Origin of the sequence: Pseudomonas sp. PP3 (assembly GCF_905336995.1) — a bacterium.
GTDB lineage: Bacteria > Pseudomonadota > Gammaproteobacteria > Pseudomonadales > Pseudomonadaceae > Aquipseudomonas > Aquipseudomonas reinekei.
Map to the genome: position 1 here is coordinate 99,760 of NZ_HG995459.1, position 17,258 is coordinate 117,017.

Below are 17,258 nucleotides of genomic sequence, written 5' to 3' on the forward strand. Positions count from 1 at the left end.
CCCCCGAAGTCGCTACACTGCGCCGGCCGTTCATTTTTCTCTTGAGGCTTGCGCATGAAATTTCGTTTTCTGCTGTGGATGCTGGGTTTGTTGATGGGCAAGGCCAGCCGGACCAATCCTGCGTTTCAGCAACAGTTGGGTGACAAGGAGCTGGTGTTTCAGCTGCAGACCCTGGACGGGAAGGTGGCACGGCATTTTCGCGTGAAGGATCAGCGCATCACCAGCAAGGCTGGCGTGTATGCCGAGCCTGCGTTCGCCATCGCCTTCAAAGACGCTGCCTACGGCTTCGCCACGATGCAGGCGAAGAACAAGCAGCTGGCGTTCATGACGGGGATTCAGGACAAGTCGATTCAGATCAAAGGCAACCCGGCGCTGGTGATCTGGTTCCAGGGGCTGACCAAGTATTTGAAGCCGAGGAAGGCTAAGGCTTGAGGACTTGTGGGTAGCGCCGGCGAGGAATATTCGTAAGGGCCGTTGGAGCGCCTGGTCCATCAATCGATGTTCGAACCGAACAAGTGCTTGCATCAATACGTGCCGTGGACTTGAGAACGATCAAGGCTGCCGCTGGCTAGAGGCTGAAGTCGGCCAGGAGCAGACGTTCCGAGTAGGGAAGATAAATCCCTTTCTCCGCTGGAAAGCGGCACTTCCCGCCGAGCAGTACCCCCACCGAACTTCTCCAAAAAACTCGTAAATACTTTGTCCATTCAGTATCGCCTTAGTGCTTTGACGATTTCGATTCGAGCCTCGGAGCACATCGTCTACAGATCCGAAAAACTGTAGGGCTGGAGTTCGGCGATTTGGGACAGCAGGGTTAAATGTTCCACCGCCTTTACTTTCTCAAGATGATCGAGGGTATCTGGACCTCCAAACACAAGGGCTGGAACGAAGCCGTACATCTCGTCGTGACGGAGGGTGCCGAGTTTTTTCTTGGCGGGTTTGAACAGGTCTCCGTAATTGTTAGCATCTACCTCACGTGTCAATAGAAAACCTTGCAGATGTCTATCCATTTCTTCGGTTCTAAAATCGAGGTTATTGATGACATAGCGAGAAAGAACGCTGGTTATCTTTAGAGAAAACCCCGTTTTTTCACCGAAGAGGTATAGGTCGCCGAAAGCGCTTCGGGCAATTAGATGATAGGTATCACGCTTTTGTAGTTTCGTTCCTTCAATCCAGGAAGCCACAACTCCCTCGTATTCCTGAGGATTTACTATCCAGAATATTCCGTCACCGTAACCGCACCAGCCGTGCTCGGCCCAGTACTCCAACAATAGATTGGGCACCTTCCCTCTGTAGCGCTCAATACTCGATACAGGTACTTCCTGCCGAGCTATAGGGCTGCCAAATTTCTCTATAAACCGAGCAAACACTTTGTCCATACCTGCCTCCTTTATGATCAGCACTTATTTAGTTTTACATTAAGAAAAGTTAGCGCTCGCATCGAGGGGGTTACATTTTCAGCGGCAGCCTTCAAGTTTGCGATTTTTTTTCCCCACTGTGGACCGATGCTAGAGTTCACTTGTCGATCACCAAAGTCCGCAATGATGTCTTTACCGCCAGCGCTCAGATCAGGATTATGCAGCCCTGCAAGGCTGGACATCGTTACCTTAGCTTTTTTAACTGCAAATTCTTCCGCTTCAAGTGGATCCATACTTTTTTGAAATTCCACTTGAAAGCGTTCCTTGAGTTTTGTTTGTAAATCCTTTCTCGCTTGTCTAGCAGCCGCCCGACTCCGCTTCACCGGATTAGCAATATTCTCCAAATACTCATCAATCGTCAGCCGATTCAGCCCGTCTTCCTGCCCCTTCAACTGCCGTTCGAATTCTCCGATTTTAGACGCTGGCAGCTTGTCCGCTTTGAAGCATTCGACTTTATGAAGCGGCATCGCGTTTGGCTTGTCACGGGGCGGGTTTTTGTCTTTGCCTGGTGGGTGATTCGGCGTTGGTGCAGGGTCCTGATGGCTCAGAGCGCCCCGGCGCGGTGCTGAGGTTTGCAGGTCTGGGCGTTTTTTCAGGGCGTCTTCGTGCTTGAGCATCCATTCGCCTAACCGCGCGCCTTTGGGGCTGGCGCGCATCTCTTGGGCAAGGACGCCTGCATTGCCTCGACCACGGGTGAGGTAAGCCACGATGGCGCCGAGCAGCAGGACCACAACCTCGACATGGCCACGTGCAATCTCTTGGGCGGCGCTGTATCGGGCAGAGGAATCATCCGGCCTGAACGGGTCTAAACCGCCCTCACTGCGTGGGCCGTTCCACGCGATGTGGATGCCACGCCAGTAATAGTCGCCAATGCGTGGCAAGCCTTCGGTGAAGAACTCGGCAATGGACGTCAGGCCCAGAATGCCCAATATCCACGTGCTGACTTGCAAGCCCATCGCAGCGCCAGCCGCTCCCATGGGGATGGCGCCTGCTCCACCGAGAAATGCACCGGTCCCTGCGCCGATGGCTCCACCGATCAATACACTGCCGGCAACGATCATTGCCATTTGAGCGACGACTTCGATCAGCTCGTTAAGGACGCTGGCGATATCGATGTCAGCGAAGCGTTGTCTCAATAGGCGAGCCGCTTCCCACTCAGCCTCGATGAAGGCAGACCTGACGCAATTGACCCGACGGATATTGAGCGAGACGGAGGGCGCGGGTTCGTTGAAGTGAGTGCGATACCGGGCGCCTCCCTGGTAACCCATCTCTCGAGTGATGCGGTTTTCTATCTCGTGCCACGTGGGCACCATGTGCCATAAAAACATCAATTGTCTCCCTGACAATTCGCTCCTTGGATGCACGCATCAAGTTGTACGTGGGCAAAGGACCGAGGCACAGGGGGGCCGCATGACCCAAAAGATCAAATCGGACGCGTCCTACACGCGTTGCGGAAACAGGGAAGTTAACTGTGTTGGTTTTTGTGCTCCCAACTGTGTGCCGGGCGCCATAACGAGAAAAACCCCGAAGGTGAAACGATGCTTACTGGTTCGTGAATCAGCGTTATCAGAGTGAGCTGTAAAACTTTTATGGCACGTGGATCAACAAGCGATCTCCCTTTAGTGCTCACAGCGCCAGATGCACCCTGCAGGCGAAGAGCAAGCAGCTGGCGTTCATGACGGGGATTCAGGACAAGTCGATTCAGATCAAGGGCAACCCGGCGCTGGTGATCTGGTTCCAGGGGCTGACCAAGTATTTGAAGCCGAAGGCTTGAGTTGACTGAATCTGAAAGCCATTTTTATTTTAGGCCGCTGCATGCGCAAGGCTGCGCTACAGGCGAGACTAATAAGTCATGCTTTTTGTTGGATATCGTCCGACAAACAGCTATAAACCTTCTGCTGTTGAGTATTTAGTATGACTAATTATCAAAACAACAAAAAGGAAGGTCAACCATGCTTCAATCCCGACACTTGCTATCCGGCCTCGGACTGTCCCTGACAATCGCCACTCTCTCCGCCCAGGCTGCCGGCCTGTCTGCCGAACACAAAGCGTTCGGCAAGACCAATGACGGCACGCCCGTCGAACAATACATATTGCGCAACAGCCATGGCCTGCAAGCCACAGTCATTACCTATGGCGGGATTCTGCAGTCATTGAAGGTGCCGGGAAAGGACGGCAAATCCGAAGATATCGTGCTCGGCTTCGATGACGTTCAGGGCTATCAAAGTGGTACCGCGTACTTTGGCGCGACCATCGGCCGCTACGGCAATCGCCTGGCCAACGGTGCGTTCGAACTGGACGGAAGACACTATCAAGTGCCGAAAAACGACGGCCCGAACTCGCTGCACGGCGGGCCGCTGGGTTTCGACAAACGCGTGTGGAAAGCGCAACCGACTAACAGCAAGGATTCGGTCGGCGTGACCCTGACTTACCTGTCAGTGGACGGTGAAATGGGCTTTCCCGGCAACCTGAAAACCGAGGTCACGTACAGCCTGACCGAGAACAACGAACTGCGGATCGACTACAAGGCAACGACCGATAAACCGACGGTGCTGAACCTGACCAACCACAGCTATTTCAACCTCGCCGGCGCCGGTAATGGTGATGTGCTGAAACAGGTCGCCACCCTGTACGCGTCGCAGTACACGCCGGTTAATGCCACGTTGATCCCCACCGGTGAACTGGCACCGGTCGCCAACACACCGATGGACTTCACCCAGCCCACCGCCATTGGCAAAAATATCAAGGCTGATCACCCGCAGCTGAAATTCGCTGAATCGAAACAGGGCGGTTTTGACTTCAACTGGGTGCTGGACGCCAAGGGCGACGTGAGCAAGCTCGCCGCTGATGTCAGCGACCCGCAATCGGGCCGCCGCTTGCAGCTCTACACCAGCGAACCGGGCGTGCAGTTCTACACCGGCAACTTCCTCGACGGTACGGTCAAGGGCAAGGCCGGCAAGATTTACCCGCATTGGGGCGCATTCACGCTGGAGACTCAGCATTACCCGGATTCGCCGAACCAGCCGAACTTCCCTTCAACGCGACTGGACCCGGGCAAAACCTATACCCAGAGCGTTGTGCTGAAGTTTTCCGCCCAATAGCCCCCGAACTTTCGCCCTACCACATAGCCGCTGTCGAGCCTGCGAGTGATGGTCACAGCCATGCGGCTCATGCCATCAGGATCGGCAGTGATAGGGTGGTCTTTAGCCAGTTGGCGGACTGGGCTTGCAACACTGACAGCAGCTGTTGGTTCATCGAAAAAGCCCTCTGTTTGCAGTCAGTTCATAGCAGTGCGCTTGTTCTTTGTCAGACCGAGGTGGCGGCTTCGCGAGCAGGCTCGCTCCCACAGGATTGAGAGGATCCGGTAGGAGCGGGCTTATTTATGACTGGGAGAATTGCGAAGCCAGTTCGCGCAGTAGCACTTCGGCTTCGAGGACTTTGCTGACGACGTCGTTGGCTTTTTCGCGGCTCAGGCCGAGGCGTTCGAGCAAGGCGTCGGGGATGTCTTCGTCGGGGCCGGAGCCGATGCCGCGGCTGCGCAGCAGGCGTACCGACAGGCACACCAGGTTCGGGTACTCGGCGTAGGCGCCGTCGTAGGTCGGGTCGTGCTGGAAGCGTAGCGCGGTGGCCAGTTCCTCGGGCATGTCCCAATAGCGCATCAGCCAAGAGCCGATCTGTTCGCGGCTGATGCCCAGCAGGTGTTGCTCGATGTAGCTGTGGCACAGGTGTGGGTTGACCTCCAGGTGGCGGCAGATCAACGAGAAGTGCGGCGGGAACACGTGGGCCAGCAGCAGATAGCCGAAGTTGTGCAGCAGGCCGGCCAGGTAGGTCAGGCCCGCTTCGGGGCGCTGGGTGCGCGGCATGGCGCGGGTCAGGCCTTCGATGACGGCAGCGGTGTAGATCGATTGCTGCCAGTACGGTGTGCTGTGTTGCGGCTGGTCTTTGGGCAGGCTCAGGGTTTTGCCCAAGGCCAGGCCCAGCGCCAGGTTGATCACCAGGTCGAAACCCAGCACCCGGACGATGGCGTCTTCTACCGAACGAATCTTGCCCGGCGAGGCGTAGTAAGGCGATGCCGCCCAGCTCACGACTTGGGCGGCCAGCGCCGGGTCGGTTTCGACCACGCCGGTGATGTCATCAATGGTCGCGTTGGGGTCGACGCGCAGCTTGATGATTTTCTGTGCGGTTTCGGCCAGCGGCGGAATTTCGATGGTCGCTTCCAGGCGCTGCTGGATGCGCCGCGCGGTAAACGCTTGAACGGCCTGGGTGATTTCCTCGCGGTCATCGTCGGGGCGGTCGAGGTTCGGGCGGATGCTGGTCAGCGCTTCACCAAAGTTGGCGGCGCTGGCCTTGCTGAGCATGGATTTGAACGCTTCGCTGGTGATTTCCAGCAGCACGCCCGGCTCGCCCGAGTTGACCAGTACAGTCGGTTCGCGCAGCAGGCTTTCTTCGTACAGGCAAGGCGAAGTGGTCAGCGATGGCAGGCCTGGCAGCAGGCTCAGGTTGTGTTTGCCGAGCATCTTTTCCAGGCGCTCGGTCGATACGGCTGTGAGGCGGCGACCGGTGAGTTCGGTGAGGCGATTGAGGTCGAGCAACTGGCTCTGCGGGAACAGCACCATCAGCGCGCCGACGGCGTCATCGAGCAATACGGCCTGCACCTTGCGGGCCGGATTCAGTCCGTGATGGTCCAGGACTTCTTCGTAGGCAATGCCCAGTCTGCCCAGCAACATCCGTATAACCGACGGAGCGTGCGGAGGTTCGGGAGCGAGGGCTGCGTCGGTCATGGTCTGTATCCGTGTTAAAACAATTGCAGGAGTATAACCAGCTCTGTAGGAACGAGCTGATAGAAACTGCGACGATGCTCACACTTGGCCGTATTGCTGCCCATGGCGTAGCCAGCGGTCGAGCAACGGGCTGACGTGGTCGGGCCAGCGCTCCAGCAAGGCTTGGGCGGCATCACGCACCGCGGGCAGCAAGTCGGCATCACGCATCAGGTCGGCGACCTTGAATTGAAGCAGGCCGGTCTGCCGCGTGCCGAGCATTTCGCCGGGACCACGCAGTTCGAGGTCTTTTTCGGCGATGACAAAGCCGTCGTTGGTTTCGCGCATGATGCCCAGGCGCTGGCGACCAATCTGTGACAGCGGCGGATGGTAGAGCAGCACACAATGGCTGGCGGCACTGCCTCGACCCACGCGACCGCGCAACTGATGCAGTTGCGCCAGACCAAGGCGCTCGGGGTTTTCAATGATCATCAGGCTGGCGTTGGGCACGTCCACGCCAACTTCGATCACTGTGGTGGCCACCAGCAGTTGCAGGTTGCCCGCCTTGAATTCGGCCATCACCGCAGCTTTTTCCACCGGTTTCATACGGCCGTGGATCAGCCCGACCTTCAGCTCGCCGAGGGCGGCGGTGAGGTCTTCAAAAGTGGTTTCCGCGGCTTGGCAGGTCAGCTCTTCGGACTCTTCAATCAGCGTGCACACCCAGTAGGCCTGACGTCCCTCGGCGCAGGCGCTGCGCACCCGTTCGATGACTTCGACGCGCCGGGTGTCGGTGATCAGCACGGTGTTGACCGGGGTTCGACCGGGTGGCAATTCGTCGAGGATCGAAGTATCGAGGTCGGCGTAGGCGCTCATGGCCAGCGTGCGCGGGATCGGCGTGGCGGTCATGATCAACTGATGCGGGCACATCCGTCCGCCGACCCCTTTCTGCCGCAGCGCTAATCGCTGCTGCACGCCGAAGCGGTGTTGTTCGTCGATGATCACCAGCGCCAGGTTCTTGAACTGCACTTCGTCCTGGAACAGCGCATGCGTACCAACCACCATCGGCGCGCCGCCGGCGATTTGTTCCAGCGCGGCTACACGGTTTTTGCCCTTGAGCTTGCCGGCCAGCCACGCGACTTCGATGCCCAGCGGTTCGAGCCAGCGCTTGAACGTGATGAAGTGCTGTTCGGCGAGAATCTCGGTGGGCGCCATCAACGCGACCTGATAACCCGCCTCCAATGCCTGCAGTGCGGCGAGGGCGGCGACCACGGTTTTACCCGCGCCAACATCGCCCTGAATCAGCCGCAACATGGGCTCGTGCTGACTGAGGTCGTAGGCGATTTCGTTGCCGACCCGCTGCTGCGCACCGGTGGGATTGAAGCCGAGATTGGCCAGGTATCTGGCCGGCAGCTTCGTGGCTTTGGGCATCGCCGGTGCGCGCAAGGAGCGCATGCTTTCGCGCAGGCGTTGCTGAGACAGTTGATGGGTCAGCAGTTCTTCGAAGGCCAGACGGTGCTGCGCCCAGTGATGGCCGAGGGCGAGTTCGTCGACATCGGCATCCGCCGGCGGGTTGTGCAGATAGCGGATCGCGTCGGCCAGTGGCGCCAGTTGATAGTCCCGGGCCAGTTCCTTGGGCAACCAGTCGGGCAGGCTGCTGGGGCCGAGCAAGGTCAGGGTTTGCATGCACAGCTGGCGCAGGCGTTGCTGCGTCAGGCCTTCGGTGAGCGGGTACACCGGGGTCAGGGTTTCATCCACGGGCGGCGGCTCGTCGCCAGTAATGGCGCGGTATTCCGGGTGGTAGATTTCCAGTCCCGAGGCGCCTGGCCGTGCTTCGCCGTAGCAGCGAATCCGCGTGCCGCGCTTGAGGCCTTCTTTCTGCGCATTGCTGAAATGATAGAAGCGCAGGCTAAGGCCACCGGTGCCGTCCTGCAGGCGCACCACCAGGCTGCGACGGCGACCCATGACCACGTCGGCGCCGCTGACGGTACCTTCGATCACCGCATCCTGCCCTGGGCGCAGGGCACCGATCGGCACCACGCGGGTGCGATCCTGATAACGCAGCGGCAAGTGAAACAGCACGTCCTGGAGGTTTTCCAGGCCGACCTTGGCCAGTTTCTCGGCCATGGCTTCGCCGACACCCTTGAGTTCCGTCACCGACACTTGCGACAACTCGGTCATGGCCTTGGCTTAACCGGCCGTTACCGGTGCCGCGGGCTTGGCCACCGAGCACAGGCGAATGGAGTCAGCGAGGATCTCGATTGCCTTCGGACGCGGGAAGCTTGCGCGCCAGGCAATGGCCACGGTGCGGTAAGGGACCGGTGCCGACAGCGGCCGGACTTCGATCACGCCGGGAGCATAGTGGTGGCTGTCGACCGCCGACAACGGCAGGATCGAGATGCCCAGACCGGACGCGACCATGTGCCGAATGGTTTCCAGCGAACTGGATTCAACCGTGGTGTGCTTGGCACCGTCGTTGCCTTTGGTCAGCGTCGGGCAGGCCTCCAGCACTTGATCGCGGAAGCAGTGGCCTTCACCGAGCAGCAGCAGGCTCTTGTCGTTAAGCAGGCTGGCGTCGATGGATTCTTTTTGCGTCCATGGGTGCTGAGCCGGCATCAGGACGTAGAAAGGCTCGTCGTAGAGCTGCAAGGTCAGCACGTCGGCTTCGCTGAACGGCAGGGCGATGATGATCGCGTCGAGTTCGCCGTTGCGCAGTTTGTCGCGCAGTACGTGGGTGAAGTTTTCTTCGATGTACAACGGCATCTGCGGGGCAACCCGGTGCAGTTGCGGGATCAGGTGCGGGAACAGGTACGGGCCGACGGTGTAGATCGCACCGACTTTCAGCGGCGCGGTCAGCTGGTTCTTGCCGGCTTGTGCCAGTTCGCGGATGCCTTGGGCCTGCTCAAGCACCTTTTGCGCCTGGGCCACAATGCCTTCGCCAACCGGAGTCAGGCGCACGGCGCTTTTGCTGCGCTCGAAAATCAGCACACCGAGTTCGTCTTCAAGCTTCTTCACGCCCACCGACAGGGTCGGCTGGCTGACGTGGCAACGCTCGGCCGCGTGGCCGAAGTGCTGCTCTTGGGCGAGGGTAACGATGTAGCGTAATTCTGTAAGAGTCATAGCAAGCGTCCATGAAGTTGCGGGCCAAGCATACCGGCTGCAATCGATAGACGCACGTTATCAGACAGTATGTGTTGAGTGACACCGGCCAATTCGAAAGGCAAAAAAAGATCGCAGCCTGCAGCAGCCCCTGCAAGGTGAAGAACAAACCTCTGAAGGAGCTGCCGCAGGCTGCGATCTTTTGAACGGCCGCCTTTTACCGGCGGCGTTTTTCCAGCGAGTAAACAAACGGTGCAACGATCTCGATGGAGCCGTTGTTCAGCATGTCGGCCGGTGGCTTGGGCAGGGGCTGGGCGCGGCGGATCATGTCCAGGGTGGCCCGGTCGAGATCAGCATTGCCGGAGCGGCCCACCAGTTCGAACGACAATACGTTACCTTCGGCATCCACGACAAAGCGCAGACGGTTCAAGCCTTCCTTGCCCCGCGACTGCGCACTGGCCGGGTACTTTTTGTACTTGGCCAAATGTGCGAGCAACGCGCCTTCCCAGCTGGCCTTGGCGGCCACTTGTGCGGGTGAGGGGCCAGGAGCGGGTTGAGCGGATTTCTCCGTCGGCGCCTGGGTGGGTTGCGCGTCGCTCGGTTTTTCCTCGGACGGCTTTTCCTTCGGCGGCTCCGGCTTTTTCTCCACCGGCTTGGGCGGTTTCGGCTTTGGCTTGGGCGGTTTGGGTTTGGGTACCGCAATCTCGGCTTTCGGCGCTTCGGCCAGCTTCGGTATTGGCAGTTCTTCCACCGGTGCCGGTGGCTGTGGCGGCGTTATCACCTTTGGCGGTGCCGGCGGTGGCGGGGCGGGAACCGGTGCCAGCTCGACCATCATTGCCTGAGGCGGCAATTCGATGGGCGGGCGGGAGGTCCAGTTCACGGCCAGCGCGATAGCCAGGGCGTGAACGCCCAGCACCACGGCCAGGCTACCGCTGTAACGCGTCAGCTTATGGCGCGTCTCGATCATTTCTTGACTGCCGTCTCGAGCCCGACCAGGCCGACCTTCAGGTAACCGGCCGAGCGAAGGTTATCCATCACGCTCATCAGGTCACCGTAATCCACGCCTTTATCGGCCTGGAAGAAGATCGTCGTGTCTTTCTTGCCTTGGGTCCTGGCGTCGAGGGTGGCGCCAAGTGTTTCGGCCTTCACTTCCTCTTCGCCAAGGAACAGGCGTTGGTCAGCCTTGACGCTGAGGAACACCGGTTTCTCTGGCCGCGGCGCCGGTTTGGCGGTGGAGGCGGGCAGGTCGACCTTGATGTCCACGGTGGCCAATGGAGCGGCCACCATGAAGATGATCAGCAGCACCAGCATCACGTCGATGAACGGCGTGACGTTGATTTCGTGGTTCTCGGCCAGATCGTCGTCTGCGCCTTCTTTCAAATGCAGGCCCATGGCCGATTACCCCACTTTCACCATGTGCGGTTGCGAGCTGCGCTCAGGCTGGTGATCGAGGTCACGGCTGACCAGCAACAGGACTTCTGCCGACGCGTCGGACACCTGCGCCTTGTAACCGGCGATGGAGCGGGCAAACACGTTGTAGATGACTACCGCAGGAATCGCCGCGACCAGGCCCAGTGCAGTCGCCAGCAGGGCTTCGGCAATGCCGGGGGCCACAACGGCGAGGTTGGTGGTCTGGGTTTTGGCGATACCGATGAAGCTGTTCATGATGCCCCACACGGTACCGAACAGGCCGACGAATGGCGCGGTGGAACCGATGGTGGCGAGGACGCCGGTGCCGCTGCTCATGTTGCGGCCGCAGGCGGCTACCAGGCGCTCGAGGCGGAAGCTGACGCGTTCCTTGATGCCTTCTTTTTCGCGGCTGCTGGCCGACAGATGCATTTCTTCAAGCGCATCATGGACCAACAGGTTGGCGAGGGTGCCTGGCTTGGTCGCGGAAGCGCTGGCTTCTTTGAGCGTGGCGGCTTTTTTCAGGTGGGCGATTTCTGTGCGCAGACGACGCTTGGCGCCCATCAGCTCAAAGCCTTTGGCAATCCAGATGGTCCAGGTGATGATCGATGCGATGGCCAGGCCGATCATCACGATTTTCACGATGATGTCGGCGTTCTGGTACATGCCCCATGGCGACAGGTCATGGGCCATGCCCAGGCTGTTGTCGGCTTCGAGGACTTGAGGAGCGTCGTCGCCCAGCGCGTCTTGCGCCGGTACTGCCTGGGCCGGGTCGGTCGCGGCAGGTGCAGCAGCGGGGGCAGTATGATCGGCCGGGGCGGATGCAGCGGCGGCCGGGGTGGCTGGCGCTTGTGCGTCGGCGAATGTGGTGGTCGGTGCCAGCATCAGGCTGAGCAGCAGGGCGGCCACTGCGCTCCAGGCGCGAGGTCGTTTGGTTGGCGAAGCGGGGAGTTGATTGCGTGTCATGCTGGCCGGACCTGAGAGAAAAAAACGGGTTATGTTCTTCCAGGCCTCGAAGGGCCGAGAACAAAAGTGGTCCGCATTATTGCAAGTAATTCTTGTTAACAAAAGTAATAGAGTATCTTTTTTTCCTGCATTACTAGCCGCTCGTCCATTGCCGGGGCTAGTCTGTCCGTTTCCAAGGGGAGTTTTCTGATGTCCGCGCCTTCTGTATTAATCGCCGGTTGCGGTGATGTCGGCAGCCGTCTGGCCACGCAATTGTTGGCGGGCGGGTGGGAGGTTCACGGCTTGCGGCGCGACGTTTCGCGTTTGCCCGATGGCGTGATCGGCGTTGCCGGCGACCTGTTCAAGAAAGACTGCCCGCAGACCTGGCCCATCGGTGCCGTGGATTATCTGGTGTATTGCGCAGCCGCCACCGATCACGATGAAGCCGGCTACCGCGCCGCTTATATCGAGGGCTTGCAGCATGTGCTGGAGTGGCTGGGCGACTACGGACAGGTGCCCAATCGCATTTTGTTCGTGTCCAGCAGCAGTGTTTATGGCCAGCAGGGAGGCGAGTGGGTCGACGAGACTTCGCCGGCTGTGGCGTCCGGCTACTCAGGACGCATCATGCTGGAAGCCGAACAAATCGCCCTCAACAGCGGCATTCCCGCCAGCATCGTGCGGCTGACCGGTATTTACGGGCCGGGCCGTGAATGGTTGCTGACCCAGGTGCGTCGCGGGTATCGCGTGGCGGTCGATCCTCCGCTCTATGGCAACCGGATTCATGCCGACGATGCTGCAGGGCTGATGGCGTGCCTGCTCGAGGCGGACCGGCGCGGGGTAAAACTGGATGAGGTCTACATCGGCGTCGATGACGCGCCAGCGGCATTGGCGGAAGTGGTGGGTTGGTTGCGCGAGTATCTGGGCGTGACCGATTGGGCCGATGACGCCAGCGTGCGGCGCACGGGCAGCAAGCGCTGCAGCAATGCGCGGGCGAAAGCCTTGGGCTGGACGCCGAAGTATCCGAGTTTCCGCGAAGGTTATGCCGCGATCATCGACGGGAACAGCTGACCTCCGGGAACGCATAACAACTGTGGGAGCGAGCCTGCTCGCGAAGAGGTCGCAACATTCAACTTATCTGTCGACTGTTACACCGCTTTCGCGAGCAGGCTCGCTCCCACATGGGGGTCTTCCTTGAAGCAGATCCGGATTACTGTTTTTCAAGCAACCACTTGCGATCGCCCGGCGTGAACTGCGGCATTTCGTCCGCTTGAGCGGTGTTCACCGTCTGGAAGATTTCCAGCTCTTTGCCTTTGCGGGCAAAGATCCAGGCGTTTCCTTGCCCGTTCAGTTGCAGCCACATATTGTCGTTGCCGCCACTCATCGAGGCGCAATCACCTGCCAGGCACAGGGCATAGCGATCGCTGCCCGGCAAACCGGTCACCTGGCCGTCGGCCTGGAACTGCACGGTATTACCTTCGCCGGGACCGCTGACGACCTTCCAGCTGCCGCCCATATAGGCCGAATACAGTGCGCGTTCGAAGCTGGCGCCGATCGGTGCGCCATCCGGAACCGGAATCAAGGCGCGGTCGAAGACTTGGGCCGATTCATTTTCAGTCGCGGCCTGGCTCAACTGTTTGCCGTCGCGCTTCAGCTCGCTACCGGAGCTGCCATAAAAGTCGACTTTCCAGGCGCCGGACTCTTCGCCCAGCAGCTTGCCGTCGACATTTTCAAAACCATTGGTGTAGCGGGCCTGACCAGCCTTGGCGTTGACGTCCCATTCCAGGTTCGGGCCATAGGCCTGGAGCGCTTCGCGCAGGGGGACACCTTTGGATGCAGCGTCAATTGCCACCTGGTTGATCCAGGTGCCGCTGATATCACGGTCGGCAGGGTCGCTGGCACATCCGCCCAGGAACAGGGCGAGCAGCGAGAGAGCAAGCGCTTTGCGCATGGGTGGAATCCTTTCAAGCTTTCTTTACAGCAGAGCAATTGGCGCAGCCCTGGGCTGCGCCGCACGCATTACTCGATGACCAGGATGGCATCCATTTCAACCTGCGAACCCTTTGGCAGGGCTGCTACGCCGATGGCGGCGCGGGCTGGGTAAGGCTGGTCGAAGTATTTGCCCATGATCTCGTTGACCTTGGCGAAGTGGCTCAGGTCGGTGAGGAAGATGTTCAGCTTGACGATGTCCTTGAACGAACCGCCAGCAGCTTCAGCCACGGCCTTGAGGTTCTCGAACACCTGGACGGTCTGGGCTTCGAAGCCTTCAACCAGTTCCATGGTTTTTGGGTCCAGAGGAATCTGACCCGACATGTAAACGGTATTGCCAGCCTTGATCGCCTGGGAATAAGTACCGATAGCGGCCGGGGCCTTGTCGCTGGTGATAACAGTCTTGGTCATTGATGACTCCTTGTAAGGGGCTGGCTTAGGCGCGCATGCGGGTAATGCGAATGACCCCGGTGAGGGCGCGCAGTTTCTTGATCACGCGGGCCAGGTGCACGCGATCGTGCACGCTGACCACCAACTGGACCACGCTGATGCGACCATCGCGTTCGTCCATGCTGATTTTCTCGATATTGCCGTCGGCCGCGTTGACGCTGCTGGCCAGCAGGGCGATCAGGCCGCGCTGGTGTTCCAGCTCGACGCGCAGCTCGACGTTGAATTCGCCGGTGACATCCTTGGCCCACGAGAGCTGGATGCATTTTTCCGGGTTATGGCGGATTTCGCTGATGTTGCGGCAGTTGTCCAGGTGCACGACCATGCCTTTGCCCGCGGACAGGTGGCCGACAATCGGGTCTCCCGGGATCGGCGTGCAGCACTTGGCGTAGCTGAGCACCAGGCCTTCGGTGCCGCGAATCGCCAGCGGGCCTTCCGGGCTCGGCAACTGTTCGCCTTCGCCCAGCAGGCGGCGGGCGACGACGTAGGCCATGCGATTGCCCAGGCCGATGTCTTCCAGCAAGTCTTCGATCAGTTCGAGACGGTACTCGACCAGCATCGCCTTGACCCGCTCGGCCGGAATTTTCTCCAGCGAACTGTCGAAACCGTTGAGGACCTTGTTCAGCAGGCGTTCGCCCAGGCTGATGGATTCGGAGCGACGTTGCAGCTTCAGCGCGTGGCGGATGTGCGTACGCGCCTTGCCGGTGACCACGAAGTTGAGCCACGCCGGGTTCGGGCGGGCGCCGGGAGCGCTGACGATTTCGACCGTGGAGCCGCTTTGCAGCGGTTCGGACAGCGGCGCGAGACGGCGATTGATCCGGCAAGCGATGCAGCTGTTGCCGACGTCGGTGTGTACCGCATAAGCAAAGTCGACTGCCGTGGAGCCTTTGGGCAGCTCCATGATCCGGCCTTTTGGCGTGAACACGTAGACCTCGTCCGGGAACAGGTCGATCTTCACGCTTTCAATGAATTCCAGCGAGTTGCCGGCGCGTTGCTGCATTTCCAGCACGCCTTTGACCCACTGGCGGGCGCGGGCATGAGTGCCTTTGGGCTGCTCGTCGCCGCTGGATTTGTACAGCCAGTGAGCGGCGATGCCGTTGTTGGCCATCTCTTCCATTTCACGGGTGCGGATCTGGATTTCGATCGGAACACCGTGCATGCCGAACAGCGTGGTGTGTAGCGACTGATAGCCGTTGGCCTTGGGGATCGCAATGTAATCCTTGAAGCGCCCCGGCAACGGCTTGTACAAATTATGTACAGCGCCTAGCACGCGGTAGCAGGTATCGACCTTGTCGACGATGATCCGGAACGCGTAAACGTCCATGATCTCGTTGAAGGCCCGACGCTTGCCGCGCATTTTCTTGTAGATGCCGTAGAGGTGTTTCTGGCGACCGCTGACCTCGCCCTGGATGCCATCGATAGCCAGGCAGTGGCTGAGGGACTCTTCGATCTTGTTGACGATTTCCTTGCGGTTGCCCCGGGCGCGTTTGACGGCCTGGTAGATCCGCGCCGAACGCATCGGGTGCATGGCCTTGAAGCCGAGGTCTTCGAATTCGATGCGAATGGCATGCATGCCCAGCCGGTTGGCGATGGGCGCGTAGATTTCGAGGGTTTCCTTGGCGATCCGGCGGCGTTTTTCTCCGGACAGCACTTCCAGCGTGCGCATGTTGTGCAGGCGGTCAGCGAGCTTGACCAGGATCACGCGGATGTCGCGTGCCATGGCCATGGCCATTTTCTGGAAGTTTTCGGCCTGGGCTTCGGCCTTGGTCTCGAAGTTCATCTGGGTCAGTTTGCTGACCCCATCGACCAGTTCGGCCACGGTTTCGCCGAACTGCGCTTGCAGCGCTTCCTTGGCGATACCGGTGTCTTCGATCACGTCATGCAGCATCGCGGCCATCAGGCTCTGATGGTCCATGTGCATGTCGGCGAGAATATTGGCCACGGCAAGAGGATGCGTGACATACGCCTCACCGCTACGGCGGCGTTGGCCGTCGTGGGCTTGTTCGGCGTAGAAATACGCTCGGCGGACCAGGTTGACCTGGTCATTGCCGAGGTAGGTCGATAAGCGATCGGCGAGGGCGTCTATGCTCGGCATGATAAATCCTGCCGAAGGTTGTGACCCTGCGCCGTGCTACGTCGACCAGGCATAGGCTTAGACGGCCTCGTTGGACTCGTCCTCGAACGCTGCGAACAGCGGTTCGTCTTCGACGATTTCAGCATTGGCGATGAACTCGTAGCTCATCAGGCCTTCAGCGATTTCACGCAGGGCTACAACGGTAGGCTTGTCGTTTTCCCACTGAACCAGGGGCTCTTTGCCGCCGGTGGCCAGTTGACGGGCACGCTTGGTAGAGAGCATGACCAGCTCAAAGCGGTTTTCCACGTGTTCTAGGCAGTCTTCAACGGTTACGCGGGCCATGGTATTCCTCGGAGCGAATGCAATATGCGCGCTGCCCGGTTGGGCGAGCGGACTCAACAGTTTAAAAAATCACCAGCGTTTAGGGAAGCGCTGATTTTTTGACCAAGCCCTTCAACGCGCTGCAAGTGCCAATGTAAAGCCCTTGCAGCGGTTTTGGGAAGTGCTCTTTAACCGAGCAATTCAGCCAGCAATTTGCCGTGGCGCTGCTGCTGACGCTTCTGAATCAGCTGATTGGCGCGGAAAATCGCCTTCAGGTCGTGTAGCGCGTGGGCGAAATCGTCGTTGATGATCAGGTAGTCGTAGTCGACATAGTGGCTCATCTCGCTGACGGCTTCGCGCATCCGGCCGTCAATGATTTCGTCGCTGTCCTGGCCGCGATTGGTCAGGCGCTGGTGCAGGGCCTGCAATGACGGCGGCAGAATGAAGATCGAACGGGCCTGCGGCATCAGTTTGCGCACTTGCTCGGCGCCCTGCCAGTCGATCTCCAGAATCAGGTCGTGACCTTCATCCAGGGTCTGCTGCAAGTGGCTCTGCGAAGTGCCGTAGAGGTTGCCGAAGACTTCGGCGCGCTCAAGGAAATCGCCGTGCTCGATCATCTTGACGAACTCGCTGCGGTCGACGAAGTGATAGTTCACGCCGTTCACTTCACCGGGGCGCATGGCGCGGGTGGTGTGGGAGACCGAAACGCGGATCTCCGGATCGGCGTCGGTCAGGGCCTTGACCAGGCTGCTTTTGCCCGCGCCCGATGGGGCGGAAATGATGTACAGGGTGCCGGTGCTGTGGGTCATG

Annotated in this window: 16 protein-coding genes and 1 pseudogene; 4 read left to right on the forward strand and 13 right to left on the reverse strand. The window is 59.6% G+C overall.

Going from position 1 to position 17,258, the window contains the following annotated elements; all coding sequences use genetic code 11:
• Positions 1–54 precede the first annotated feature (54 nt).
• A complete protein-coding gene (locus tag KHO07_RS00450) occupies positions 55–432 on the forward strand; it encodes a helicase (protein ID WP_212626221.1) in 378 nt (125 codons plus the stop codon).
• A gap of 326 nt (positions 433–758) precedes the next feature.
• On the opposite strand, the gene KHO07_RS00455 is transcribed toward KHO07_RS00450, so the two are convergent.
• Both KHO07_RS00455 and KHO07_RS00460 read right to left on the reverse strand, forming a co-directional pair.
• Positions 759–1,376: a GAD-like domain-containing protein gene (locus tag KHO07_RS00455; RefSeq protein WP_212626222.1), complete on the reverse strand. Its 618-nt coding sequence runs from the start codon at positions 1,374–1,376 to the stop codon at positions 759–761.
• A gap of 17 nt (positions 1,377–1,393) precedes the next feature.
• On the reverse strand, positions 1,394–2,743 hold the full coding sequence (locus KHO07_RS00460) for a DUF6861 domain-containing protein (RefSeq protein WP_212626223.1): 1,350 nt from the start codon (positions 2,741–2,743) through the stop codon (positions 1,394–1,396).
• 317 nt (positions 2,744–3,060) lie between these two features.
• Between KHO07_RS00460 and KHO07_RS00465 the strand changes: the two are divergent.
• Together KHO07_RS00465 and KHO07_RS00470 are read left to right on the forward strand one after the other, a co-directional pair.
• Positions 3,061–3,189 (forward strand): annotated as a pseudogene (locus tag KHO07_RS00465) (helicase); the annotation flags it as partial.
• A 178-nt stretch (positions 3,190–3,367) separates the two neighbouring features.
• Complete coding sequence (locus KHO07_RS00470) at positions 3,368–4,516, forward strand: aldose epimerase family protein (RefSeq protein WP_150734000.1); 1,149 nt, start codon at positions 3,368–3,370, stop codon at positions 4,514–4,516.
• A 279-nt stretch (positions 4,517–4,795) separates the two neighbouring features.
• Here the strand turns inward: KHO07_RS00470 and KHO07_RS00475 are convergent, their stop codons facing one another.
• The 6 genes from KHO07_RS00475 to exbB all read right to left on the reverse strand — a co-directional run bounded on the left by KHO07_RS00475 (position 4,796) and on the right by exbB (position 11,641).
• A complete protein-coding gene (locus KHO07_RS00475; protein WP_212626224.1) occupies positions 4,796–6,196 on the reverse strand; it encodes an aminoacyl-tRNA deacylase and HDOD domain-containing protein in 1,401 nt (466 codons plus the stop codon).
• 78 nt (positions 6,197–6,274) lie between these two features.
• Positions 6,275–8,350 carry an ATP-dependent DNA helicase RecG gene (recG, locus tag KHO07_RS00480; RefSeq protein ID WP_212626225.1) on the reverse strand — a complete coding sequence of 692 codons (2,076 nt, stop codon included), beginning with the start codon at positions 8,348–8,350 and terminating at the stop codon, positions 6,275–6,277.
• A gap of 9 nt (positions 8,351–8,359) precedes the next feature.
• Positions 8,360–9,289 carry a hydrogen peroxide-inducible genes activator gene (locus KHO07_RS00485; protein ID WP_075946874.1) on the reverse strand — a complete coding sequence of 310 codons (930 nt, stop codon included), beginning with the start codon at positions 9,287–9,289 and terminating at the stop codon, positions 8,360–8,362.
• 196 nt (positions 9,290–9,485) lie between these two features.
• On the reverse strand, positions 9,486–10,235 hold the full coding sequence (locus KHO07_RS00490) for an energy transducer TonB (RefSeq protein ID WP_212626226.1): 750 nt from the start codon (positions 10,233–10,235) through the stop codon (positions 9,486–9,488).
• Positions 10,232–10,660 carry a TonB system transport protein ExbD gene (gene exbD, locus KHO07_RS00495; RefSeq protein WP_150734005.1) on the reverse strand — a complete coding sequence of 143 codons (429 nt, stop codon included), beginning with the start codon at positions 10,658–10,660 and terminating at the stop codon, positions 10,232–10,234. The genes KHO07_RS00490 and exbD overlap by 4 nt, the downstream gene beginning before the upstream one ends.
• A gap of 6 nt (positions 10,661–10,666) precedes the next feature.
• Positions 10,667–11,641 carry a tonB-system energizer ExbB gene (gene exbB / locus KHO07_RS00500; RefSeq protein WP_150734006.1) on the reverse strand — a complete coding sequence of 325 codons (975 nt, stop codon included), beginning with the start codon at positions 11,639–11,641 and terminating at the stop codon, positions 10,667–10,669.
• 189 nt (positions 11,642–11,830) lie between these two features.
• On the opposite strand from exbB, the gene KHO07_RS00505 reads away from it, so the two are divergent.
• A complete protein-coding gene (locus KHO07_RS00505; protein WP_150734007.1) occupies positions 11,831–12,688 on the forward strand; it encodes an SDR family oxidoreductase in 858 nt (285 codons plus the stop codon).
• Positions 12,689–12,827: 139 nt separating this feature from the next.
• Here the strand turns inward: KHO07_RS00505 and KHO07_RS00510 are convergent, their stop codons facing one another.
• The 5 genes from KHO07_RS00510 to gmk form a co-directional block, all read right to left on the reverse strand.
• Positions 12,828–13,568, reverse strand: coding sequence for a hypothetical protein (locus KHO07_RS00510; protein WP_212626227.1), 741 nt, complete (start codon positions 13,566–13,568; stop codon positions 12,828–12,830).
• Between the two features lie 68 nt (positions 13,569–13,636).
• A complete protein-coding gene (locus KHO07_RS00515) occupies positions 13,637–14,017 on the reverse strand; it encodes a RidA family protein (protein WP_003229509.1) in 381 nt (126 codons plus the stop codon).
• A 25-nt stretch (positions 14,018–14,042) separates the two neighbouring features.
• Positions 14,043–16,148: a bifunctional GTP diphosphokinase/guanosine-3',5'-bis pyrophosphate 3'-pyrophosphohydrolase gene (gene spoT, locus KHO07_RS00520; RefSeq protein WP_075946868.1), complete on the reverse strand. Its 2,106-nt coding sequence runs from the start codon at positions 16,146–16,148 to the stop codon at positions 14,043–14,045.
• 57 nt (positions 16,149–16,205) lie between these two features.
• The gene (gene rpoZ, locus KHO07_RS00525) at positions 16,206–16,469 is read right to left on the reverse strand and encodes a DNA-directed RNA polymerase subunit omega (protein WP_003177259.1); all 264 of its coding nucleotides are present in this window, start codon (positions 16,467–16,469) and stop codon (positions 16,206–16,208) included.
• A 167-nt stretch (positions 16,470–16,636) separates the two neighbouring features.
• Complete coding sequence (gene gmk / locus KHO07_RS00530; RefSeq protein WP_007975181.1) at positions 16,637–17,257, reverse strand: guanylate kinase; 621 nt, start codon at positions 17,255–17,257, stop codon at positions 16,637–16,639.
• Between the last annotated feature and the right edge of the window lies 1 nt (position 17,258).

What these genes read in the sequence shown, in the direction of transcription:
- KHO07_RS00450 (WP_212626221.1), top strand. Translation starts at nt 55, where the DNA reads ATGAAATTTCGTTTTCTGCTGTGGATGCTGGGTTTGTTGATGGGCAAG.
- KHO07_RS00455 (WP_212626222.1), bottom strand. Translation starts at nt 1,376, where the DNA reads ATGGACAAAGTGTTTGCTCGGTTTATAGAGAAATTTGGCAGCCCTATA.
- KHO07_RS00460 (WP_212626223.1), bottom strand. Translation starts at nt 2,743, where the DNA reads ATGTTTTTATGGCACATGGTGCCCACGTGGCACGAGATAGAAAACCGC.
- KHO07_RS00470 (WP_150734000.1), top strand. Translation starts at nt 3,368, where the DNA reads ATGCTTCAATCCCGACACTTGCTATCCGGCCTCGGACTGTCCCTGACA.
- KHO07_RS00475 (WP_212626224.1), bottom strand. Translation starts at nt 6,196, where the DNA reads ATGACCGACGCAGCCCTCGCTCCCGAACCTCCGCACGCTCCGTCGGTT.
- recG (WP_212626225.1), bottom strand. Translation starts at nt 8,350, where the DNA reads ATGACCGAGTTGTCGCAAGTGTCGGTGACGGAACTCAAGGGTGTCGGC.
- KHO07_RS00485 (WP_075946874.1), bottom strand. Translation starts at nt 9,289, where the DNA reads ATGACTCTTACAGAATTACGCTACATCGTTACCCTCGCCCAAGAGCAG.
- KHO07_RS00490 (WP_212626226.1), bottom strand. Translation starts at nt 10,235, where the DNA reads ATGATCGAGACGCGCCATAAGCTGACGCGTTACAGCGGTAGCCTGGCC.
- exbD (WP_150734005.1), bottom strand. Translation starts at nt 10,660, where the DNA reads ATGGGCCTGCATTTGAAAGAAGGCGCAGACGACGATCTGGCCGAGAAC.
- exbB (WP_150734006.1), bottom strand. Translation starts at nt 11,641, where the DNA reads ATGACACGCAATCAACTCCCCGCTTCGCCAACCAAACGACCTCGCGCC.
- KHO07_RS00505 (WP_150734007.1), top strand. Translation starts at nt 11,831, where the DNA reads ATGTCCGCGCCTTCTGTATTAATCGCCGGTTGCGGTGATGTCGGCAGC.
- KHO07_RS00510 (WP_212626227.1), bottom strand. Translation starts at nt 13,568, where the DNA reads ATGCGCAAAGCGCTTGCTCTCTCGCTGCTCGCCCTGTTCCTGGGCGGA.
- KHO07_RS00515 (WP_003229509.1), bottom strand. Translation starts at nt 14,017, where the DNA reads ATGACCAAGACTGTTATCACCAGCGACAAGGCCCCGGCCGCTATCGGT.
- spoT (WP_075946868.1), bottom strand. Translation starts at nt 16,148, where the DNA reads ATGCCGAGCATAGACGCCCTCGCCGATCGCTTATCGACCTACCTCGGC.
- rpoZ (WP_003177259.1), bottom strand. Translation starts at nt 16,469, where the DNA reads ATGGCCCGCGTAACCGTTGAAGACTGCCTAGAACACGTGGAAAACCGC.
- gmk (WP_007975181.1), bottom strand. Translation starts at nt 17,257, where the DNA reads ATGACCCACAGCACCGGCACCCTGTACATCATTTCCGCCCCATCGGGC.